The following is a 20041-nucleotide window of genomic DNA, read 5'->3' on the forward strand; positions in this document are numbered from 1 at the left end:
TAATCGTCTGGGGCCAGCGGTTGGGGCGCAGAAACTCGCCGTGCCGCAGGCCGGAAGGGGAAAGAATGGATGGCGCAGACTACCACCGACGCGGGGTGCCGGGAATGCTTGTCCCGAAGTTATTCACAAAATGATCCACAGCTATTGCACAGGCCGGTGAAATCCCGTAGTGACACAGGCTTGACGCGCCCCGGGGTAGGTCTATAGAATTTCCGGTTCTTTCCGTCCCCTTCATATAGAGGCCCGCATGGCCACCAAGCGCACTTTCCAACCCAGCAACCTCAAGCGTAAGCGCGACCATGGCTTCCGTGCCCGTATGAAGACCGCTGACGGCCGCAAGATCCTGTCGCGTCGCCGCGCCAAGGGCCGTAAAGTCCTGAGCGCTTGATTGCAATGCCGCTTCCCGCGGCAGACGCAATCCTGACTGTGAGCAGTTCCGACCCGCGCAAGCGATTTCCTCGCTCTGCGCGGGTTCGTACGCGTGCCGAATATACAACGGTCTTCAACGGCGCCCGCCGTGTGTCCGAACCGCTGATGACCCTGCACTGGCTGAAGAGCGACACGCCGGCCAGGCTGGGTCTTGCCGTTTCGCGAAAAGTCGACCCCCGAGCCGTGGGTCGCAACCGTATCAAGCGTGTGCTGCGCGACGCCACACGTCACCTACGGCCGTGGATGGCTGCCGGCGATTACGTCGTCGTTGCCCGTAGTTCCGCTCGTACCGCAAGCAATTCCGAGATCCGCCAGGCCTTTGAGCGCCTGCTGCGCCGGCTGGGCGCATTGCCCATGCCGGGCGCGGACGGCACAATGCCGCCGCCCGGGGTTGCACCCCTTTCCCAGTCCGAGCCGGCACCTGTTGCCGGCCCCGTCGAGCCTGCACGCTGATGAACCAGACCCGCGTTTTCCTGATTGTTGCCTGGCTGATGGTAGCCATCCTGCTGTGGATGCAGTGGGGTAGCGACAAGGCCCAGCCGGCACCAAGCGCCCCGGTGGCCGCCCAGACCCAGGCACCGGTGCCGGGGGCAACGGGCTCCGTGCCCGCTGCCAGCGTGCCGCAGGCTCCGGGCAGCGCCCCGGCTACCCAGCCGACCGCGCAGGCCAAGGCCGGCGCGCCGCGCGTGACCGTCACCACCGACGTGCTGCGCCTGGTGCTTGATGGTGGCACCGTGCTGGATGCGGAGCTGCTCCAGTTCCCGCAGACCAAGGACGACGGCAGCCCGCCGGTCCGCCTGCTGACCGAAGACCCCGCCCACCCTTACCGCGCCGTGACCGGCTGGACCAGCCAGGACAAGAGCATGCCGGTGCCGGAAGCCAATGGCTTCACGCTGGTGGGCGATGCCAAGGACTTCGTACTGGCCAAGGGCCAGAATGAACTCCAGATCCCGTTCGTCTGGAATGGCCCGAACGGCGTGAGCATCCGCCGTACCTTCACCGTCAACCGCAATGAATACGCGGTCAAGGTCAAGGACGAAGTGATCAACGCCGGCACCACCCCGTGGAGCGGCTACGTGTACCGCACCCTGGACCGCACGCCGACGATCCTGTCGCGCAGCATGACCAACCCGGACTCGTTCAGCTTCAACGGCGCGACCTGGTTCGACAAGGACGGCAAGTACCAGCGCCGTGCCTTCAAGGATTATCTGGACGATGGCCCGCTGAACCAGCAGGTCACCGGTGGCTGGGTGGCGATGCTGCAGCACCACTTCTTCACTGCGTGGGTGCCGCAGAAAGACCAGGCCGCGAACTACTCGTTGTCCCAGCATGATGGCCGCGACCAGATCCAGGCCACCGGCCCGGCGTTCACCGTGGCCCCGGGCCAGCAGGTGAGCAGCGAGGCACGCCTGTGGGTGGGCCCGAAGCTGGTCAATCAGATCGCCAAGGAAGATGTGCCGGGCCTGGATCGCGTTGTCGATTACAGCCGCTTCTCGATCATGGCCGTGATCGGCCAGGGTCTGTTCTGGGTGTTGAACCAGGTCCACAAGGTCGTCAACAACTGGGGCTGGGCCATCGTCGGCCTGGTGGTGCTGCTGAAGCTGGTGCTGTATCCGTTGTCGGCAGTGCAGTACAAGAGCGGTGCCAAGATGCGCCGCTTCCAGCCGCGTATCCAGCAGTTGAAGGAACGCTATGGCGATGACCGCCAGAAGTTCCAGACCGCGATGATGGAGCTGTACAAGAAGGAAAAGATCAATCCGATGGGCGGCTGTCTGCCGATCCTCATCCAGATGCCGATCTTCTTCGCGCTGTACTGGGTGCTGGTGGAATCGGTGGAACTGCGCCAGGCCCCGTGGCTGGGCTGGATCCAGGACCTGACCGCACGCGATCCGTACTTCATCCTGCCGGTGATCAACGTGGCGGTGATGTGGGCCACCCAGAAGCTGACCCCGGCCCCGGGCATGGACCCGATGCAGGCCAAGATGATGCAGATGATGCCGCTGATCTTCGGCGTCATGATGGCCTTCATGCCGTCCGGCCTGGTCCTGTACTGGGTGGTCAACGGCGGCCTGGGCCTGCTGCAGCAGTGGTGGATGACCAAGCGCCACGGCGGCGAGCCGGTCCCGGCCACCGCCAAAAAATAACCGGTAGCAGACGACCATTGGTCGTCTGGCTGTCGAAGAGAAACCCGCCACCCGGCGGGTTTTTCTTTGCCAGCGATACAATCGCCGACAGCACACCCCCCGCACCACCCACCGAGCCCCCCATGCCCCGCGCGTCGTCGTTGTTCCGCCTGCCGTCCCTGCTGCTGCTGACCCTGGCCGTTGCCAGCTGCGGCAACAACGACCCCGCCGCCCCGGCATCGCCGACCCCGCCGCAACCCAGTGCGCAGGCCGCAGCCTCCGCCGACCCCGCGGCCGCGCCGCTGCTCACCGCGTTGCAGAAGCAACTGGACGGCCACCGCCGCATCATCGTGCTGCTGGCCGACGAAGCACAGCAGTCCGCGCGCGATCGCGACAGCTCCAGCCGTATCGGCCAGCAGTTGTTCCACGATGGGCTGGACCAGCGCCAGTCCATCGCGACCCAGTTCGATACGCTGCTGCGCGGGAGCAGCCCGCAGCGCTTTGCCACCCTGGGCATGGTGCTGGACTACATTGAATCCGCGCCGGAGCTGTACGACGCCGACCGCCTGGCATTCCGCGAAGTGCTGCGTGACCTGCACGCGCGCATCGGCACCGATTCCTCGCTCCCGGCGGTCAAGCTGCACCAGCGCGTGGGCGAGGACCTGGACGCGCTCGATGAGATCGAGCGCAACTACAACCAGGAAATCACCAACATCTTCAGCCGCTTCGACCGCACCCGCGCGATCACCCTCAAGCGCGAGAAGTGGGACGACTACCTGGCCCACCTGCACAAGCAGTACAGCCGCGAGGCGATCCTGCGCGATTACGGCGTGATCGAGCCTTATCCGATGTCGATGAAGGACAGCGACCGCGAGATCTTCGGCCGCGACCTGCCGCCCAGGACGGTGGTGCTCACCTTCGACGATGGCCCGCACAAGGCCTACACCGACGAAGTGGTGGCCATCCTCAAGCGTTACGACGTACCCGGCGTGTTCTTCGAAGTGGGCCGCAACCTGGGCGAAGTGCACGCCGATGGCAGCGTGAAACTGGGCCCGATGGCCGGCATCAGTCGCAACCTGATGGAACAGGGCTACGCGGTGGGCAACCACAGCCTGACCCACGCGCAACTGTCGCGCACCACCGGCGAGGCACTGCGCCAGCAGGTGCTTGCAACGGACACGCTGCTCAAGGACGTGGACAAGCGCCGCGCGCCGCTGTTCCGCTTCCCCTATGGTGCGCGCAACGCCGAAGGCCTGCAGCTGCTCAACGAAGCGGGCCTGAAGTCGATCATGTGGAACATCGATTCGATGGACTGGGCCGACCCGGTGCCCGAATCGATCGTGCAGCGCGTGCTGGGGCAGGTGCAGAAGGAGCAGCGCGGCATCATCCTGTTCCACGACATCCACGACCGCGCGGTGAAGGCACTGCCGCAGATCCTGGACCGCCTGATTGCCGAGGGCTACCAGTTCGCCGGCTGGAATGGCCGCGAGTTCACCGTCAGCCGGCCGCGCAGCGCTGCCGTCAGCGACGCCACCGTCACCACCGGCTATGAAAAGTCGTGGGCCATCGTGATCGGCATCGACGAGTACGCCAAGTGGCCGCGGCTGGAGTACGCCAGCCATGATGCGCAGGCCATCGCCGATACGTTGACGGGGCAGTTCAAGTTTCCGTCCGCGCAGGTGATCGTGCTGAAGGATGGACAGGCTACCCGCAACAACATCCTGGCCGCCTTCCACGACCGCTTGGCCGACAGCCGCACCGGCCGCAACGACCGCGTGTTCGTGTTCTACGCTGGCCATGGCGCGACGCGCCGGTTGGCGTCGGGCCGCGACCTGGGCTACATCATTCCGGTGGATTCGGACCCGAACGAGTTCGCCACCGATGCCATCGCGATGACCGACATCCAGAACATTGCCGAAAGCATGCAGGCCAAGCACGTGATGTTCGTCATGGACGCCTGCTATAGCGGCCTGGGCCTGACCCGGGGCGGTCCGTCATCGTCGGCATTCCTGCGCGAGAACGCCAAGCGCAGCGCGCGGCAGATGCTCACTGCCGGTGGCAGCGATCAGCAGGTGGCCGACAGCGGCCCCAATGGCCATTCGGTGTTCACCTGGGTGCTGCTGCAGGCGCTGGCAGGCAAGGGCGACCTCAACGGTGATGGCCTGATCACCGGCACCGAACTGGCGGCCTACGTCGCACCGGCGGTGTCGGCGGTATCGCGGCAGACCCCGGCGTTCGGCAGCCTGCCGGGTTCGGAGGGCGGCGAGTTCGTGTTCGAGGTGCCCGACAGCCAGGAATACCTCAATGCCGATACCAGCCAACTCTCGCCGGACGCGATCGCGCTCAACAACCGGGTGGATGCTGCGCAGGATGCCAAGCCGCCCGGCGAGGGACCGGTGACCGTGGCCGACCTGCAAGGCGGAAAGAGCACGCTGGTGGTGCCTGCGGCCGTGCCAACCTCCGACCGCCAGCGCGCGCAGCAGGCCAACGACCGTGGTCTGCAGCTTTATCGCGAGAAGCGCTACGACGCGGCCGCCGCCCAGTTCACCGAAGCACTGAAGCTGCGCCCGGATTTCGCCCAGGCGGCCAACAACCTCGGCTTCGTCTACTACCGCCAGCAGCGTTACGCTGAAGCGGCGCGCTGGCTGGAAAACACGCTGAAGATCGACCCGTCGCGTGCGGTGGCCCACCTCAACCTGGGCGATGCGTACTTCCACGCCGGCGACAAGACCAAGGCCAAGCAGGCCTACACCACCTACCTGGCGCTGCAGCCACAGGGCAGCGGCGCTGCCCAGGCCCGTGCGCAGCTGGAGAAGCTCTGAGCCATGAACGCCGCTACCGACACCATCGTTGCCATCGCCACCGCGCCCGGTGCCGGCGGCGTGGGCATGCTGCGGGTGTCCGGTCCGCAGGCGCTGCGCATCGCCGTGGATCTGGGCTGCCCGCAACTGCAGCCGCGGCACGCGCACTACGCGCGCTTCCGGGATGCCGCCGGCGAGGTGCTGGATGACGGCATCGCCCTTTACTTCCCGAATCCGCGCAGTTTCACCGGCGAAGACGTGGTGGAGCTGCAGGGCCACGGCAGCCCGGTGGTATTGCAGCAGCTGGTCGGTCGCTGCATCGCGCTGGGCGCGCGACAGGCGCGGCCCGGCGAGTTCAGCGAGCGCGCCTTCCTCAACGGCAAACTCGATCTGGCCCAGGCCGAAGCCATCGCCGACCTGATCGCGGCCAGCGACACCCGTGCCGCGCGCGCCGCGCGCCGTTCACTGGACGGCGTGTTCTCGCGCCGCGTGGACGAGGCCGGCGAGCAGCTGGTGCGGCTGCGCATCCATGTCGAAGCGGCGATCGACTTCGCCGACGAGCCGCTGGATACGCTGGGCGGTGAGCAGGTGCGGCTGGGCCTGGGCGAGGTGCTGCGCGCGCTGGTGACCCTGCGCGACGATGCCGAACGCGGCCGCCGCCTGCGCGATGGCCTGCACGCCGTGCTGGTCGGGCCGCCCAACGCAGGCAAGAGCTCGCTGCTCAACGCGCTGGCCGGCAGTGAGCGCGCCATCGTTACCGACATTGCCGGTACCACCCGCGACACCCTGCGCGAAACCATCCGCATTGATGGACTGGAGTTGACCCTGGTCGACACCGCGGGCCTGCGCGATGGCGGCGACGCCATCGAACGCGAAGGCATGCGCCGTGCGCGCGCGGAGATGCAGCGCACCGACCTGGCCATCATCGTGCTCGACGCGCGCGACCCGCAGGCCGGCCACGCCGCCGTGGCCGACGCCATCGCCGAGGTGCCGCTGCAGCTCTGGATCCACAACAAGAGCGACCTGCTGGAGGCGCTGCCGGCCGACATCGACGCCAACGTCGTGCACGTTTCGGCCGCCACCGGCCAGGGCCTGGACCGCCTGCACACCCGCCTTCGCGAGCTGGCCAGCGGCAGCGCCGGTGACAGCGTGGAGGGCGAGTTCTCGGCCCGCGCCCGCCACGTGGACGCGATCACCCTTGCCATCGGCCACGCCGAGCGCGCCGAAGCCGAGCTGGTGCATGAACACCTGGAGTTGGCCGCCGAAGAGCTGCGCCTGGCGCACGAAGCGCTGGGCGAGATCACCGGGCGGATGAGTGCGGATGACCTGCTGGGGCGGATCTTCTCGAGCTTCTGTATTGGGAAGTAAGGTCTTCTTCCGGCTGTAACACCGCACTGGCAGAATGCGCCACGTCTTATCCGGCCCCGCCGCATCGGCGGGGCGGCACCAACAGGGGTTTGCAGTGTCGAAGTCGTTGTGGGGTTGTGCGTTGCTGTTCTCACTGGCCGTGGCACCATCGGTGGCCATGAGCGCTGAATCTTCCCCACCCGCGCCGCGCAAGGCGGCGGTGTACGGCCATCGCGGCGCCAGCGCCCTGCTGCCCGAACACACCCTGGCCGCGTACGCGCAGGCCATTGCCGACGGCGCCGACTACATCGAGCCGGACCTGGTGATGACCAGGGACGGGGTGCTGGTGTCGAGGCACGAGAACGAGATCAGTGGCACCACCGACGTGGCCACCCACCCCGAGTTCGCCGACCGCAAGACAACCAAGACCATCGATGGCGAACGCGTCGAAGGCTGGTTCACCGAAGACTTCACCCTGGCCGAGCTGAAGACGCTGTACGCCCGAGAGCGCCTGCCGCAGCTGCGCAGCACCGCCTTCGATGGCCAGTTCCGCATTGCCACGCTGGACGAGATCATCACCTTCCTGGTGCAGCAGGCCGGTCGCGCCGGGCGCGGGATCGGGCTGGTGCCGGAGATCAAGCACGGCACCTACTTCAATGGCATTGGCCTGCCGATGGAAGACCTGCTGGTGAAGACGCTGCAGGCCAATCCGTACACCCGCGTGGCGCCGGTGACGATCCAGTCGTTCGAAGTAGGCAACCTGCGCTACCTGCGCACCAAGCTTGGGCGGGACAGCAACATCCGCCTGCTGCAGCTGCTGGGCGACCCCAAGCAGCAGCCGGGCGATGTGCTGGCCGCCAAGGGCAGCCAGCACTACGTGGACATGATCACCCCGGCCGGGCTGGACCAGATCGCCGGCTACGCCGATGGGATCGGGCCGAGCCTGCGCCTGGTGATTCCGCTGGATGCCAACGGTCGCCTCGGCCCTCCCACCTCACTGGTGCGCGATGCGCACGCGGTCGGGCTGATGGTGGTGCCGTATACGTTCCGCCCGGAGAATGCCTTCATGGCCGCCGAATTCCGCAAGGGCGAGCCCAATGCGCGCAATCCCGAAGGGTCGGTGGCGGAGATGCGCGCCTACCTGGCCACCGGCATCGATGCGTTCTTCACCGATGACCCGGCATTGGGCCGGCGTGCGGTGGACGAGAACAATTGATCAACGTTCGTCGGGCCGACGGAACGGCAACACGACGAAATCCTGCCCTTCGCGCGGCTGCCACAGCACCGGCACGCGGTGCGGGGAGGGTGGTTCGAGGTCGCTGTCGCGCTGGGCGTCCAGCGCGTCCTCGTCTTCCTCTTCCCAGCTGTAGCGCTTGCGCGGCGCCATCGGGTCGGACAGACGGAACAGCAGCGCGCTGATGATGCCGGCGAAGGCGCCACCCATGTGCGACTGCCAGGACACACCCGGCTCATGCGGGAGGATGGTGATCAGCATGCTGCCGTAGAACAGGAAGGCGATCAGGCCGGCGGCAATGGCCGGGCGGTCGCGGCGCAGCAGGCCCAGCACGAATACCAGGAACATCAGGCCGTGGGTGATGCCGCTGGCGCCCAGGTGGCGGCTGCCGATATCGCCCAGCAGCCATGCGCCCAGCCCGGAACCGATCCACAGCAGCGGGAAGGCCCGCAGGGTCGCCTTTGGATAGACGCTCCCTGCCAAAGTGCCAAGAATCAATAGAGCGAAGCTATTGGCGGCCAGATGCTGGACCGAGCCATGCAGCACCGGCGCACCGAGGATGCCGAGCAGGCCGTCGCTTTCCAGCGGGGCCACGGCCCAAGGGCGCCAATCGAAGTGGCCCTGCGCGGTGAACACCGCCACCAGTACCAGCACGAAGGCCAGGCTCAGGTTGAACGCCCGCACCACGCGGCCACGGTCGTTGCGGGGAGAGACCGGCGGCTCGCCGGCAGGCAGGGGCAGGTTGGCGTTCATACCCAAAGGGATTGCGTCGCGTCCGCCTGAACACAAGGGCAACGCGACGGGAGACAGAGGTGCCGCCGACGGGACAATCCCGCCGGCGGCGATCAGGGGTTACGCGTCGCCGGTCTTCGGCGGGTTCTTCAGGCTCAGCACCACGGTGGCGGCAATGATCACCGCGACCACGCCCAGCGAGATCGGGGTGGGGATCTTGAAGATGTCGATGAGCATCATCTTGGCGCCGATGAAGGCCAGCACCAGGGCCAGGCCGTACGGCAGCAGGTGGAAGCGGTCGGCCATGCCGGCCAGCAGGAAGAACATGGCGCGCAGGCCCAGCACCGCGAACACGTTGGAGGTGAGCACGATGAACGGGTCGGTGGTGATGGCGAAGATCGCCGGGATGCTGTCCACCGCGAAGATCACGTCGGTGACGGCAATCAGGATCAGCACCACGAACAGCGGGGTATACCAGCGCTTGCCATCGCGCATGACGCTCATGGCGTTGCCCGCGTACTCGGGCAGCAGGCGCAGGTGCCTGCGCATCCAGCGCAGGGCCGGGTTGGTCTCCAGGTCAGGCTCCTGGCCGGCCGAGAACCACATCTTCCAGCCGGTGAAGAGCAGGAACGCGCCGAACACGTAGAGCAGCCAATGGAACTTGGTGAGCAGCACGCTGCCGGCGAAGATCATGATCGTACGCAGCACGATCGCACCCAGGATGCCGATGATCAGCACCTTCTGGCGTTGTTCCTCAGGCACGGCGAAGTAGCCCATGATCATCAGGAACACGAAGATGTTGTCCACGGCGAGCGCCTTCTCGACCAGGTAACCGGTCAGGAACTCCAGGCCCACCTTGTTGGCCACCGCCTGGCCAGCGGTTTCGCTCAGGTAGTACCAGAGGCCACCGTTGAAGGCCAGGGCGAGGGCGACCCAGCCGATCGACCACCACAGGGCCTCCTTGAAGGTCACCTTGTGCGGGCCGCCGTGTCGCATGAGTACCAGATCGACCAGCAGCGCGATGATCACCACCGCGCCGAAGCCGCCCCACAACCACACATTACCGATCGTCTGCATGAGCTTGTCCGTTGAATGAATGAAATGCCTCAAGCCGGACGGCGAGGATCTGCAACGGAGGATCGGAGGGGATCCGGGGACAGAGCTTCGCCATGCGGCGAAGGTCTCGCTCGCAGTCCCACCGGGTGGGACTGCCGTTGCACCGGAGCCTGCGGGCTCGAATTGACGGCGACAACGTCTGGGAGCTACTCCCCTTCTGGGGCCGATTCTGCGGGTTGGATGGGTTGGCGTCAAATCGGCGGCCTGCCGGGCCGTGGCGCCCGTCTACAATAGGCAGATGAATACCGTCCCCACTCCCGTTGTCCGCCTTAAAAACGCCTGGCGCTCCAGCCACCCGTGGATCTTCCAGAAACTGGTCGAAAAGCCCGCCGTCCGCCCGAAACCCGGCGCCATCGTCGACGTGGTCGGCGTGGATGGGGAGTGGATCGGGCGTGGCTTCTACAACGGTCATTCGCGCATCGCCGTGCGTATCCTCGAGACCGACCAGCGCGTCCCCGTCGATGCAGGCTGGTTCTCGCGGAAGATCGCCCAGGCGGTGTCGCTGCGCCGTGACGTTCTGAAGCTGGATGCCATCTCCGATGCCTGGCGCGTGGTCCACAGCGAAGGCGACGGCCTGTCTGGCCTGGTGGTGGACCGCTATGGCGACCTGGTGGTGGTGGAGTTTTTCGCCGCCGGCATGTTCCGCCACCGCGAGTGGGTCTACGAGGCCCTGCGCGAGCAGTTCCCGGGCTGCCGCTTCCACAGCTTCGCCGACGAACACGTGCAGAAGCAGGAAAGCTTCGACTTCCATGGCAACACCACCACCGAAGCCTCGGTCATCACCGAGTACGGCGTGAAGTTCCGCGCCGACCCGGCCGGTGCGCACAAGACCGGCTTCTTCGCCGACCAGCGCGAGAACCGCCAGTGGCTGAGCCAGGAGGTGGAAGGCAAGTCCGTGCTGGACCTGTGCTGCAACACCGGTGGCTTTGCGGTGTACGCCGCCGCGCGCGGTGCATCGGACGTGCTGGGCATCGATATCGATGAAGACGTGATCGCCATCGCCAAGGGCAACGCGCGTCTGAACAACGTGCGGCCGCGCTTCGTGCAGTCCGACATCTTCCCGTGGCTGCGCGATGCGGCCAACCGCGGCGAGCAGTTCGATGTGGTGATCCTGGACCCGGCGAAGATGACCCGCGACCGCGACCAGGTGATCACGGCGCTGAAGAAGTACCTGGACATGAACAAGCTGGCCCTGGGCGTGGTCAAGCCGGGTGGCCTGTTCGCCACGTTCTCGTGCACCGGTCTGGTGGCCGAGGACCAGTTCCTGGACATGCTGCGTCGCGCGGCGTTCTACTCCGGCCGCACCATCCAGATCCTGAAGGTCTCCGGCGCCGGCCCGGATCACCCGTTCATGGCCCACGTGCAGGAATCGCGCTACCTCAAGGCCGTGTTCTGCCGCGTGCTCGATTGACCTTCGCGTGCCGACCAACGGTCGGCACCTACCGCAGAATGGCAGGGCAGGTACCGACCGTTGGTCGGTACGCTTTGCTATGGTCTGACGCATTCCCATCTGAAGAGAGGCGTCATGACGTTGCGCAGTCTGTCCCTGCTGGTGTCACTGGCGCTGTGCGCGCCGCTGTCGGCCCACGCCATTGAATTCAGCGCGCAGGAACTTGCGCGCGCTGCCACCCTGCAGAAGAAACTGCTGACCCTCGACAGCCACCTGGACACGCCGGCGAACCTTCACCGCGAAGGCTTCGACATCCAGCAACGCCACGACCATAACGCGTTGTCGCAGGTGGACCTTCCTCGCATGGTGGACGGCGCGCTGGACGGCGGGTTCTGGGCCATCTACACCGACCAGGGCGACCGCAGCCCGGCCGCGCAGCAGCACGACCGCGATGCGGGCCTGCTGCGGCTGATGGAAATCCGCGAGATGCTCGCCGCGCATCCGGATACCTTCGCGCTGGCATTGACCGCCGCCGACGCCGCCCGGATCAAGGCGGCTGGCAAACGTGTGGTCTATATCAGCATGGAGAACGCCAGTCCGCTGGTCGACGATCCCACGCTGCTCAGCTTCTACCACAAGGCCGGCCTGCGCCTGCTCAGCACGGTGCACTTCGCCAACAACGAGTTCGCCGATTCGGCTACCGACAGCAAAGGCGCCGAATGGAAGGGCCTGAGCCCCGCCGGCAAGACGTTGGTGGACGAGGCGGTACGTCTTGGCATCGTGATTGACCAGTCGCATGCCTCCGATGCGGTGTTCGACGACCTGATCCAGCGCATGCCGGTGCCGTTCGTGTTGTCACACAGTTCCGCCAAGGCGGTCTACAACCACCCGCGCAACCTGGACGATGTGCGTCTGAAGCAGCTGGCCAAGGCCGGCGGGGTGATCCAGGTGAACGCCTATGGCGGCTACCTGATCGACACCGGCAAGAATGAGGCACGCACGCAGGCCGAAGACGCGCTGATGAAGCAGATCGGCGCCGATTACGATGACCTGAGCATGGCTCAGGGCGTGCAGCTGAAGCAGGGTCTGGCCGAGATCGATCAGCGCCTGCCGCTGCGCAAGGCCACCTTGGACGACTTCTTCGCCCACTTCGAGCACATCCTGGCCGTGGTCGGCCCCGAGCATGTGGGTATCGGGCTGGACTGGGACGGCGGCGGCGGGCTCACCGACCTGCAGGACGTGAGCGATCTGCCGAAGATCACCGCCTGGCTGTTGCGCAAGGGCTACACCGAGAAGCAGATCGCGGGGATCTGGGGGAGCAACCTGCTGCGTGTGCTGCAGCAGGCGCAGGACTTCGCTGAGCAGAAAGCGCGCACCACCAACGGTGGCGCGCTACCGCGGTAGGTACCGCAAGGAACGGCACCGCCGTTCCTAACGTCGCTTGCGACGGCCTGAAGGGGACCCGCCAACGGCGGGCATACCGTTGGTCGGTACTCCCCCAATACGTTAACGGCCGATCAGCGCATTGCGGCGGCTGTAGAGGAAATACACCGCCAGGCCAATCACGTTCCAGATCAGGAAGTACAGCTGGGTGCTGGTGGGCAGGCTGACGAACAGGTAGATGCAGCCCAGTGCGGCCGCCGGGCCGATGAACCAGGCGATCGGCGTGCGGAATGTGCGTTTGGCGTCCGGTGCACGGCGGCGCATCACTACCAGGCAGATACCCACGGCCGTGAAGGCCGCCAGCGTGCCGGCATTGGCCAGTGCGGCAATTTCGTCCAGCCGCGCCACGCCGGCCAAGGCCGACACCACGGCGGCACTGAACAGCGTGGTGGCCACCGGGGTACCGGTGCGCTTGTTCACTGCCGACAGGCCGCGCGGGAGCAGGCCATCGCGGCCCATGACGAAGAACACGCGGCTTTGGCCAAACAGGAAGGCCAGCAGTACGGTGGGCAGCGCAATGATGGCCACCACCCCGATGACCGCTGCCGCCTTGGGCTGGCCCAGTTCACGCATGATCAGGGCCAGCGGTTCGGCGCTGCTGCCAAACACCGCGTAGCTCATCGCGCCAACGGCGGCCAGCGCCACCAGCATGTAGATGATGGTGCAGCCGACCATCGAGCCGATGATGCCGATCGACAGGTCACGGCCCGGGTTCTTGGTCTCTTCGGCTGCGGTGGAGATGGCATCGAAGCCGTAGAAGGCGAAGAAGATGATGGCCGCCGCGGCCATCACGCCACGCTCCACGCCATCCGGGCCCAGCGTCTTGGCGAAGCCGTGCGGCATGAACGGGTGCAGATTGGCCGAATCGAACGCGGGCAGCGCCACGGCGACGAACACGCCCAGTGCGATGATCTTCAGCACCACCAAGATGGCATTGAGCGTGGCGCTTTCCTTGGTGCCCAGCATCAGCCCCCCGGCGACCACCCAGGTGATGAGGACCGCCGGCAGGTTGAACACGCCGCCTTCCACATGCGGGCCCGCCGAGAGCGCCAACGGCAGCCGGATGTCGATGCCGAAGTTGCCGTGTATCCACTCAAGGAAGCCGACGAAATACCCCGACCACCCCACCGCCACGGTGCTCACCACCAGCGAGTACTCCAGGATCAGGCTCCAGCCGACCACCCAGGCGAAGATTTCACCCAGCGCGGTGTAGCTGTAGGTGTAGGCGCTGCCGGCGGCCGGCATCATGGTGGACAGTTCGGCATAGGACAGTGCCGCGCAGGCACAGACCGCACCGGCGATGGCGAAGGAGATCAGCACCGCGGGGCCGGCCAGGTTGGCACCCACGCCGATCAGGGTATAGATGCCGGTGCCGACGATGGCACCGATGCCCATGGCGATCAGGTGCGGCCAGCTGAGGGTACGAACCAGGCTCCTGCCGGCTTCATGGACGGTGACGGAATCGAGCGGCTTGCGCCGTAGCAGCGATGACATGGAACCTCACAGAGTGACGGGTATCGACAATTTTCCGAGTGTGACCGAACGCGGCGCAGCATTACTACTGCCGGACGTCGTGAATCCCTTGACGATCATTTGAAACAGCCTGCGGCGACGAATGTGGCACAACCCGGCTTGCCGCGATCAGGGGGCCCCAGCGCGCCACATCACAGGCGCCCTGCGGGTAGATGACGCAGGTGTCATCGGGGAGTTTCTTGCAGCGCAGAATTCCCCGTTCATCGAATACCCGCCAGCCGCAGGCGTCTGCCTCGGCTTCGCAGATGCGCCGGCGCAGCCCCAGCAACAGGCTGGCGGCGCAATCGAAGCGGCAGCCCCGTAGCTCGATGCGATCCAGCGGCTGCAGGTCCGCCACGATCCGCTGTACCGACGGGTGCGCCAGGTCGACGCGGTCGGTGCTCAATGCCAGCAGGCGCTCGTCGTGGCCGGTCAGGTGCTGTACGAAGTACACGGGGGTGGTCATCTCGCAATTGCCTCGCCACGGGTCGGACGCCCGTGATGGCAACGATTGGACACCTGCCCGCGATCCGGAAGAATTACGCGCTTTTGATCGCCAGGCCCCATTTCGATGACAGGCTCTATCGCAGCAGGCGGGGGGGGCGCGGGTCAAACGTCCACCTCGCAAGGGTTCAGCCACTCAGCCCCAAGCGCACCCCGAATCCGATCAGGAAAATCCCCGCCACGCGTTTCAGTATCACCCCTACACGTGGATGCTGGATGATCCGACGGCGCAACAGGTTGCCCACTCCGATCAGGACCGAGCAATACGCCAGACTGAGCACGAAGATCAGCGTTGCCATGCTCGCGAACGTCAACACGCCCTGGTGCCCCACGGGGTCGATGAACAGCGGCAGGAAGGCCATGTAGAAAATGATCGCCTTGGGGTTGAGCAGGCTGATCAGCACGGCCTGGCGGAAGTAGTGCCCCGGCTGCAGGCGGACGCCGCCGGTTTCACCGCTGGCAGGCGCGGGCCGCAGCAGGCCGATGCCCACCCACACCAGATAGGCCGCACCGAGGTACTGCACGGCGTGGAACACCACCGGGTTGGCCTTGAGCAGGGCGGCCACGCCGGCCACCGCCAGCCACATCAGGATCTGGTCGCCCAGCAGCAGCCCGAACAGCGCGGTGTAACCGCCGCGCACGCCGCCACGCCCGGTGGCGGTGAGCAGGGTGAAGGTACCCGGGCCGGGCAGCGCCAGGAACACCAGCACGGCGATGACAAAGGTCCACAGGTCCTGGATGCCCATCCACGGCATGGCGGCGACTCGAATACGGGGCCGCCATTGTCGGCTACCCGGCCGGGTGCCGACAGCGCTATGGCGCCGGAACCGGCAGATCGGCCAGCATGGGCTGCAGGCGCTGGGCGCACAGCCCATGCAGTTGGCGGATCGCGGGCGAAAACTGCTTGCGATGCGGGCAGACCAGATTCAGCGGCAGGTTGTCGCCTGCGCCCCCCATCAGCACCTGCAGGCGCCCGGCGCGCACATCGTCTGCGACATCCAGCCACGACTTGAACACGATGCCTTCGCCGGCCACCGCCCAGCGCCGCACCACGTCGGCGTCATCGCACACCAGCTGGCCGCGCACCGGTACCACCACGCGCCGGCCGTCCTGTTCGAAACTCCAGCGGTCGTAGGGGCGCCCGGCCAGCTGGTAGACCAGGCAGTGATGGTCCTTCAGCGCCTCCAGCGATGCGGGGGTGCCATGACGCGCCAGGTAGGACGGTGCGGCACACAGCACCCGCCGGTTGCCGGGCAGCAGCGGCAGCGCCACATAGCTGGCGGCGTCAAAGCGGCCCAGCCGGAACGCGATATCCACCGGATCGCGGAACACGTCGGCCACCTGGTCCGAGAGCAGCAGGCGCAGCTGCAGCTTCGGATGCGCGGCGCGGAACTCGGTGAGCCAAGGCAGCAGCACGTTGCGGCCCAGGTCCGATGGCGCGGCCACCTGCAGCACGCCGTGCAGCTCGGCATCCTCACCGCGAACCCGGGCCTGGCCCTCGTGCAGGGTGTCCAGCAGGTCCCGGGCGTAGGGCAGGTAAAGCACGCCTTCGGCCGTGAGACGCAGGCTGCGCGTGGAGCGCACGAACAGCCGCAGGTCCAGCTCCCGCTCCAGCCTGGCCACGGCCGCGGCCACCTGGCCGGGCAGCAGGTCAGCCTCACGCGCCGCACTGGAAAAACTGCCCAGCGCGGCGGTGCGGACGAACAGCTGCAGATCCTCGAAGCGGACCATTTTCATTTCCGGAGTGAAAGTGCTGCTGCATTCTGCTCCTTTCCGGGCGGGGCAGGGCAGGCGACCCTGAGCGCCTCTTCCAAAGGATCTCCCATGAAAGCCATCGCCTATACCCAGCACGGCCTGCCCATCACCGATCCGACTGCGCTGGTCGACCTCACCCTGCCAGTGCCGGCCCCGGGCCCGCGCGACCTGCGCGTGCAGGTGCGCGCGGTGTCGGTGAACCCGGTCGACACCAAGGTCCGCCGTGGCGTGGCCGTCGAGGCCCCGCGCGTGCTGGGCTGGGACGCGGTAGGCATCGTGGACGCGGTGGGCAGCGAAGTGACCCTGTTCCAGCCTGGCGACCCGGTTTTCTACGCCGGCGACATCAACCGCCCGGGCAGCAACGCCGAGTACCAGCTGGTGGATGAGCGCATCGTGGGTCGCAAGCCGGCAAGCCTGGACGATGCCGCCGCCGCGGCGCTGCCGCTGACCGCGATCACCGCGTGGGAGCTGTTGTTCGACCGCCTGCGCATCGCCGAAGGCGGCGGCGAAGGCCAGACCCTGCTGGTGATCGGCGCCGCCGGCGGGGTGGGTTCGATCCTGGTCCAGCTGGCGCGCCAGCTGACCCGGCTGACCGTGATCGGCACTGCCTCGCGCCCGGACACCCAGGACTGGGTGTACGCGCTGGGGGCCCACCACGTCATCGACCACAGCCAGCCGCTGACCGAAGGCCTGGCCCGGATCGGGATCGAGGCCGTCACCCACGTGGCCAGCCTGACCCACACCGACCAGCACTACGCCCAGATCGTCACCGCGCTGGCACCGCAGGGCCAGCTGGCCCTGATCGACGACCCCGGCCAGCTCGATGTGATGGCGCTCAAGCGCAAGAGCCTGTCACTGCACTGGGAATCGATGTTCACCCGCTCCAGCTTCAGCACGCCCGACGTTCAGCAGCAGCACGTGCTGCTGAACCGGGTGGCCGATCTGGTCGACAGCGGGGTGCTGCGCACCACACTGGGCGAGAACTACGGCCGTATCGATGCGGCCAATCTGCGCCGCGCGCACGCGCACATCGAAAGCCACCGCGCGGTGGGCAAGGTGGTGCTGGAAGGCTTCTGAGTTTCAGGCCACGCCGTTGTCGCAGTGGCGGGCAAACCCGGGGCGCGGGCCGATGCGGTGGAACCACGCCGCCACGGCCGGCAGTTCGGGTCTGTCGCCCGGGGTCAGCCGCCAGCGCTGGGTGGAAAGCCCCAGCACGATGTCGGCGAGTGTGAACTCGTCCCCGGCCACGTACGCGCCGGTCCTGGCGAGCTGCTGATCCAGTTGCTGCATGAGCCGGTTCCACTGCACCAGACCGGCCTGCGCGGCGCCATCGTCAGGGTAGGCGGGGTGCTGGCGCACGCGGGCCATGAACACGTGCCGCCAGGCGGTGTTGAGGTCGGTGGCCTGCCAGTCCATCCATTGCTCCACCCGGGCCCGCGGCCGCGGGTCGCGCGGCAGCAGGTCGTGGCGGCCGGCTGCCGCGGCCAGGTAGCGGCAGATGCTGTTGGATTCCCACAGCACGAAGTTGCCATCGCGGATCACCGGGACCTGGCCGTTCGGGTTGAGCGGGTGCAGGGCCGCGAGGAAATCCGCATCGTGGCCGTCGGCCCCGAGCTGCCGGTATTCCAGGCCCAGCTCGGCGCACAGCCAGAGCACCTTGCGCACGTTGATCGAGGTCGACTTTCCCAGGACATCCAGCATGGAGCGATCCGGCGCAGCGAATGAGACCGGCTCAGCCTACACTTCCTCCATGCAATCTGAATTCCTCATCCTTGGCGGCCTGCTGTGTGCCGTCCTCATCCTGCAGCTGGTGTCCCTGCTGCGGCGTTCCGGCCATGGCGACCTCGAGCAGAGTCTGCGTGAGGAGGCGCGGACCGGCCGCAGTGAGCTGCGCGAGCAGCTCGAGGGGCTGGGCCGGCAGCAGGACGCGCGGCTGGAAACCTTCGCGCGCGCGTTGACCGACCTGTCCACCCGCACCGACCAGCGCCTGGACCTGCTGCGCGATGCGCTCGGCGAAGACGCGCGCAAGGCCCGCGAGGACGCCGGCCAGGCCCAGCAGCGCAACGACGCGCACCTGGCCGCGCTGCGCCAGACCCTGGCCGACGACGCCCGCCTGGGGCGTGACGAAACCGCGCAGTCGCAGCAGCGCCTGGCCGAATCGCTGGGCCTGCGGCTGCAGGAGATGACCCAGCGCAACGAGCAGCGCATCGGCGAGATGCGCGCCACGCTGGAGCAGCAACTGCAGAACCTGCAGGCCGACAATGCGCAGAAGCTGGACCAGATGCGGGTCACGGTGGACGAGAAGCTGCAGACCACGCTGGAAGCGCGCCTGGGGGCGTCGTTCCAGCTGGTGTCCGACCGCCTGGAGCAGGTGCAGCGCGGGCTGGGTGAAATGCAGCAGCTGGCCACCGGCGTGGGCGACCTCAAGCGGGTGCTGACCAACGTCAAGAACCGCGGCAGCTGGGGCGAAGTGCAGCTGGACAACATCCTGGAGCAGACCCTCACCCAGGAACAGTACGCACGCGGCGTCAAAGTGCGCCCGGACAGCGGAGAAATGGTGGACATCGCGGTGCGCCTGCCCGGGCGCGGCCATGACGACACTCCGGTGTGGCTGCCGATCGACTCCAAATTCCCGCGCGAAGACTACGAGCGCCTGCTCGATGCGCAGGAGCAGGGCGACGCCGACGGCGTGCGCGTGCAGGGCGCGCAGCTGGAACGCGCGATCCGCATCCAGGCCAAGTCGATCTGCGACAAGTACATCGTGCCGCCGCACACCACCGATTTCGCGGTGATGTTCCTGCCCACCGAAGGCCTGTACGCCGAGGTGATCCGCCGCCCGGGGCTGGTGGACCTGCTGCAGCGCGAACACCGCGTGGTGGTGGCCGGGCCGACCACGGTCACCGCGCTGCTCAACAGCCTGCAGATGGGCTTCCGCACCCTGGCCATCGAACAGCGCTCAAGCGAAGTGTGGAGCCTGCTGGGCGCGGTGAAGAGTGAGTTCGGCAAGTTCGCCGGCATCCTGGAAAAGGCTGAAAAACAGATCAGCACGGTCGGCCGCAGCCTGGGCGAGGCCAGCCGCAAGACCCGCACCATCGAGCGCCGCCTGCGCGGGGTGGAGTCGCTGGGCAGCGAGCAGACCGATCTGCTGCTGGGCGATGCCGGTGGCGACGACGACGACACTGGCGTGGACGAGACCACCATCGCGCAGGACTGACACCTGATGCCTGCACACTGCACTCCCTGCCTTCATTGTCTCCAAAAGGATTGAACCGATGCGCTTTGGCTTGATGCTGTCCCTGATGTTTGTGCTTGCCGGCTGCAGCACCGCACCCCACGCGGCCGGTCCCACCGCGCCTGCGCCCGGCACCGACGCTGCGGTCGCCGACGCGGCCAGCTGTGCCGCCGCCGGCGGTGAAATGAAGCCGCTCGGGCGTCTGCAGCGCCTGCAGTGCGTGAAGCCTTACGCGGATGCCGGCAAGACCTGCAGCGCCAAAGCCGATTGCACCGGACAGTGCCTGGCCGACGGCGAAACCGAGCTCGTGGCCGGTGCGAAGGCGCGCGGCATCTGCCAGGCCGATGTGAGCCAGAACTTCGGCTGCCGCCAGCGCATTGACAATGGCGTGGCGCAGGGCACGATCTGCGTCGATTGATTCCG

General features: G+C 66.9%; 17 protein-coding genes and 1 pseudogene. 11 read left to right on the plus strand and 7 right to left on the minus strand.

All coding sequences use genetic code 11. The annotated features are described in order from the left end of the window. The first annotated feature begins 247 nt into the window (after positions 1–247). The 6 genes from rpmH to ACTJI4_RS16320 all read left to right on the plus strand — a co-directional run bounded on the left by rpmH (position 248) and on the right by ACTJI4_RS16320 (position 7916). Positions 248–388, plus strand: coding sequence for a 50S ribosomal protein L34 (gene rpmH, locus ACTJI4_RS16295; RefSeq protein WP_006404565.1), 141 nt, complete (start codon positions 248–250; stop codon positions 386–388). Between the two features lie 5 nt (positions 389–393). Next, positions 394–882, plus strand: a complete 489-nt coding sequence (gene rnpA, locus ACTJI4_RS16300) for a ribonuclease P protein component (protein WP_392923035.1) — start codon at positions 394–396, stop codon at positions 880–882. After that, positions 882–2573, plus strand: coding sequence for a membrane protein insertase YidC (gene yidC / locus ACTJI4_RS16305; RefSeq protein WP_440869950.1), 1692 nt, complete (start codon positions 882–884; stop codon positions 2571–2573). Before rnpA ends, yidC begins: the two co-directional genes overlap by 1 nt. Positions 2574–2695: 122 nt before the next feature. Next, positions 2696–5374, plus strand: coding sequence for a polysaccharide deacetylase family protein (locus tag ACTJI4_RS16310; protein WP_440869951.1), 2679 nt, complete (start codon positions 2696–2698; stop codon positions 5372–5374). 3 nt (positions 5375–5377) lie between these two features. After that, entirely contained in the window at positions 5378–6721 is a 1344-nt protein-coding gene (mnmE, locus tag ACTJI4_RS16315; RefSeq protein ID WP_392923028.1) for a tRNA uridine-5-carboxymethylaminomethyl(34) synthesis GTPase MnmE, read from the plus strand. 157 nt (positions 6722–6878) lie between these two features. Further along, complete coding sequence (locus tag ACTJI4_RS16320) at positions 6879–7916, plus strand: glycerophosphodiester phosphodiesterase (RefSeq protein WP_440869952.1); 1038 nt, start codon at positions 6879–6881, stop codon at positions 7914–7916. Here the strand turns inward: ACTJI4_RS16320 and ACTJI4_RS16325 are convergent, their stop codons facing one another. Beyond that, positions 7917–8687, minus strand: coding sequence for a rhomboid family intramembrane serine protease (locus ACTJI4_RS16325; protein ID WP_392923024.1), 771 nt, complete (start codon positions 8685–8687; stop codon positions 7917–7919). 99 nt (positions 8688–8786) lie between these two features. Further along, positions 8787–9743: a TerC family protein gene (locus ACTJI4_RS16330; RefSeq protein ID WP_392923021.1), complete on the minus strand. Its 957-nt coding sequence runs from the start codon at positions 9741–9743 to the stop codon at positions 8787–8789. A gap of 277 nt (positions 9744–10020) precedes the next feature. On the opposite strand from ACTJI4_RS16330, the gene ACTJI4_RS16335 reads away from it, so the two are divergent. Together ACTJI4_RS16335 and ACTJI4_RS16340 are read left to right on the plus strand one after the other, a co-directional pair. Continuing rightward, entirely contained in the window at positions 10021–11193 is a 1173-nt protein-coding gene (locus ACTJI4_RS16335) for a class I SAM-dependent rRNA methyltransferase (RefSeq protein ID WP_440869953.1), read from the plus strand. A gap of 114 nt (positions 11194–11307) precedes the next feature. Beyond that, positions 11308–12576, plus strand: a complete 1269-nt coding sequence (locus tag ACTJI4_RS16340) for a dipeptidase (RefSeq protein WP_440869954.1) — start codon at positions 11308–11310, stop codon at positions 12574–12576. Between the two features lie 102 nt (positions 12577–12678). Here ACTJI4_RS16340 and ACTJI4_RS16345 read toward each other — a convergent pair whose 3' ends face one another. The 4 genes and pseudogenes from ACTJI4_RS16345 to ACTJI4_RS16360 all read right to left on the minus strand — a co-directional run. Then, entirely contained in the window at positions 12679–14109 is a 1431-nt protein-coding gene (locus ACTJI4_RS16345; protein WP_392923011.1) for an amino acid permease, read from the minus strand. Between the two features lie 64 nt (positions 14110–14173). Next, the gene (locus ACTJI4_RS16350; RefSeq protein WP_392923009.1) at positions 14174–14593 is read right to left on the minus strand and encodes a hypothetical protein; all 420 of its coding nucleotides are present in this window, start codon (positions 14591–14593) and stop codon (positions 14174–14176) included. Between the two features lie 166 nt (positions 14594–14759). Then, the gene (leuE, locus tag ACTJI4_RS16355; RefSeq protein WP_440869955.1) at positions 14760–15386 is read right to left on the minus strand and encodes a leucine efflux protein LeuE; all 627 of its coding nucleotides are present in this window, start codon (positions 15384–15386) and stop codon (positions 14760–14762) included. 17 nt (positions 15387–15403) lie between these two features. Beyond that, positions 15404–16368 (minus strand): annotated as a pseudogene (locus ACTJI4_RS16360) (LysR family transcriptional regulator); the annotation flags it as partial. Positions 16369–16455: 87 nt separating this feature from the next. Here ACTJI4_RS16360 and ACTJI4_RS16365 point away from each other — a divergent pair. Continuing rightward, entirely contained in the window at positions 16456–17463 is a 1008-nt protein-coding gene (locus tag ACTJI4_RS16365) for a zinc-binding alcohol dehydrogenase family protein (RefSeq protein ID WP_440869956.1), read from the plus strand. 3 nt (positions 17464–17466) lie between these two features. Here ACTJI4_RS16365 and ACTJI4_RS16370 read toward each other — a convergent pair whose 3' ends face one another. After that, positions 17467–18087: a glutathione S-transferase family protein gene (locus tag ACTJI4_RS16370; protein ID WP_440869957.1), complete on the minus strand. Its 621-nt coding sequence runs from the start codon at positions 18085–18087 to the stop codon at positions 17467–17469. Positions 18088–18136: 49 nt separating this feature from the next. On the opposite strand from ACTJI4_RS16370, the gene rmuC reads away from it, so the two are divergent. Both rmuC and ACTJI4_RS16380 read left to right on the plus strand, forming a co-directional pair. Next, a complete protein-coding gene (rmuC, locus tag ACTJI4_RS16375; RefSeq protein WP_392923000.1) occupies positions 18137–19600 on the plus strand; it encodes a DNA recombination protein RmuC in 1464 nt (487 codons plus the stop codon). Positions 19601–19658: 58 nt separating this feature from the next. Further along, on the plus strand, positions 19659–20036 hold the full coding sequence (locus tag ACTJI4_RS16380) for a hypothetical protein (protein WP_392922996.1): 378 nt from the start codon (positions 19659–19661) through the stop codon (positions 20034–20036). Positions 20037–20041: the final 5 nt, after the last annotated feature.

The organism is Stenotrophomonas sp. 22385 (assembly GCF_052045085.1).
In the GTDB taxonomy this organism is placed as follows: Bacteria; Pseudomonadota; Gammaproteobacteria; order Xanthomonadales; family Xanthomonadaceae; genus Stenotrophomonas.

Bases quoted from the DNA above. Each gene is read 5' to 3' on its own strand.
- leuE (WP_440869955.1), bottom strand. From the start codon at position 15,386: ATGCCGTGGATGGGCATCCAGGACCTGTGGACCTTTGTCATCGCCGTG.
- ACTJI4_RS16340 (WP_440869954.1), top strand. From the start codon at position 11,308: ATGACGTTGCGCAGTCTGTCCCTGCTGGTGTCACTGGCGCTGTGCGCG.
- ACTJI4_RS16370 (WP_440869957.1), bottom strand. From the start codon at position 18,087: ATGCTGGATGTCCTGGGAAAGTCGACCTCGATCAACGTGCGCAAGGTG.
- ACTJI4_RS16325 (WP_392923024.1), bottom strand. From the start codon at position 8,687: ATGAACGCCAACCTGCCCCTGCCTGCCGGCGAGCCGCCGGTCTCTCCC.
- rpmH (WP_006404565.1), top strand. From the start codon at position 248: ATGGCCACCAAGCGCACTTTCCAACCCAGCAACCTCAAGCGTAAGCGC.
- rmuC (WP_392923000.1), top strand. From the start codon at position 18,137: ATGCAATCTGAATTCCTCATCCTTGGCGGCCTGCTGTGTGCCGTCCTC.
- ACTJI4_RS16350 (WP_392923009.1), bottom strand. From the start codon at position 14,593: ATGACCACCCCCGTGTACTTCGTACAGCACCTGACCGGCCACGACGAG.
- ACTJI4_RS16365 (WP_440869956.1), top strand. From the start codon at position 16,456: ATGAAAGCCATCGCCTATACCCAGCACGGCCTGCCCATCACCGATCCG.
- rnpA (WP_392923035.1), top strand. From the start codon at position 394: ATGCCGCTTCCCGCGGCAGACGCAATCCTGACTGTGAGCAGTTCCGAC.
- ACTJI4_RS16335 (WP_440869953.1), top strand. From the start codon at position 10,021: ATGAATACCGTCCCCACTCCCGTTGTCCGCCTTAAAAACGCCTGGCGC.
- ACTJI4_RS16345 (WP_392923011.1), bottom strand. From the start codon at position 14,109: ATGTCATCGCTGCTACGGCGCAAGCCGCTCGATTCCGTCACCGTCCAT.
- ACTJI4_RS16380 (WP_392922996.1), top strand. From the start codon at position 19,659: ATGCGCTTTGGCTTGATGCTGTCCCTGATGTTTGTGCTTGCCGGCTGC.
- mnmE (WP_392923028.1), top strand. From the start codon at position 5,378: ATGAACGCCGCTACCGACACCATCGTTGCCATCGCCACCGCGCCCGGT.
- ACTJI4_RS16310 (WP_440869951.1), top strand. From the start codon at position 2,696: ATGCCCCGCGCGTCGTCGTTGTTCCGCCTGCCGTCCCTGCTGCTGCTG.
- yidC (WP_440869950.1), top strand. From the start codon at position 882: ATGAACCAGACCCGCGTTTTCCTGATTGTTGCCTGGCTGATGGTAGCC.
- ACTJI4_RS16320 (WP_440869952.1), top strand. From the start codon at position 6,879: ATGAGCGCTGAATCTTCCCCACCCGCGCCGCGCAAGGCGGCGGTGTAC.
- ACTJI4_RS16330 (WP_392923021.1), bottom strand. From the start codon at position 9,743: ATGCAGACGATCGGTAATGTGTGGTTGTGGGGCGGCTTCGGCGCGGTG.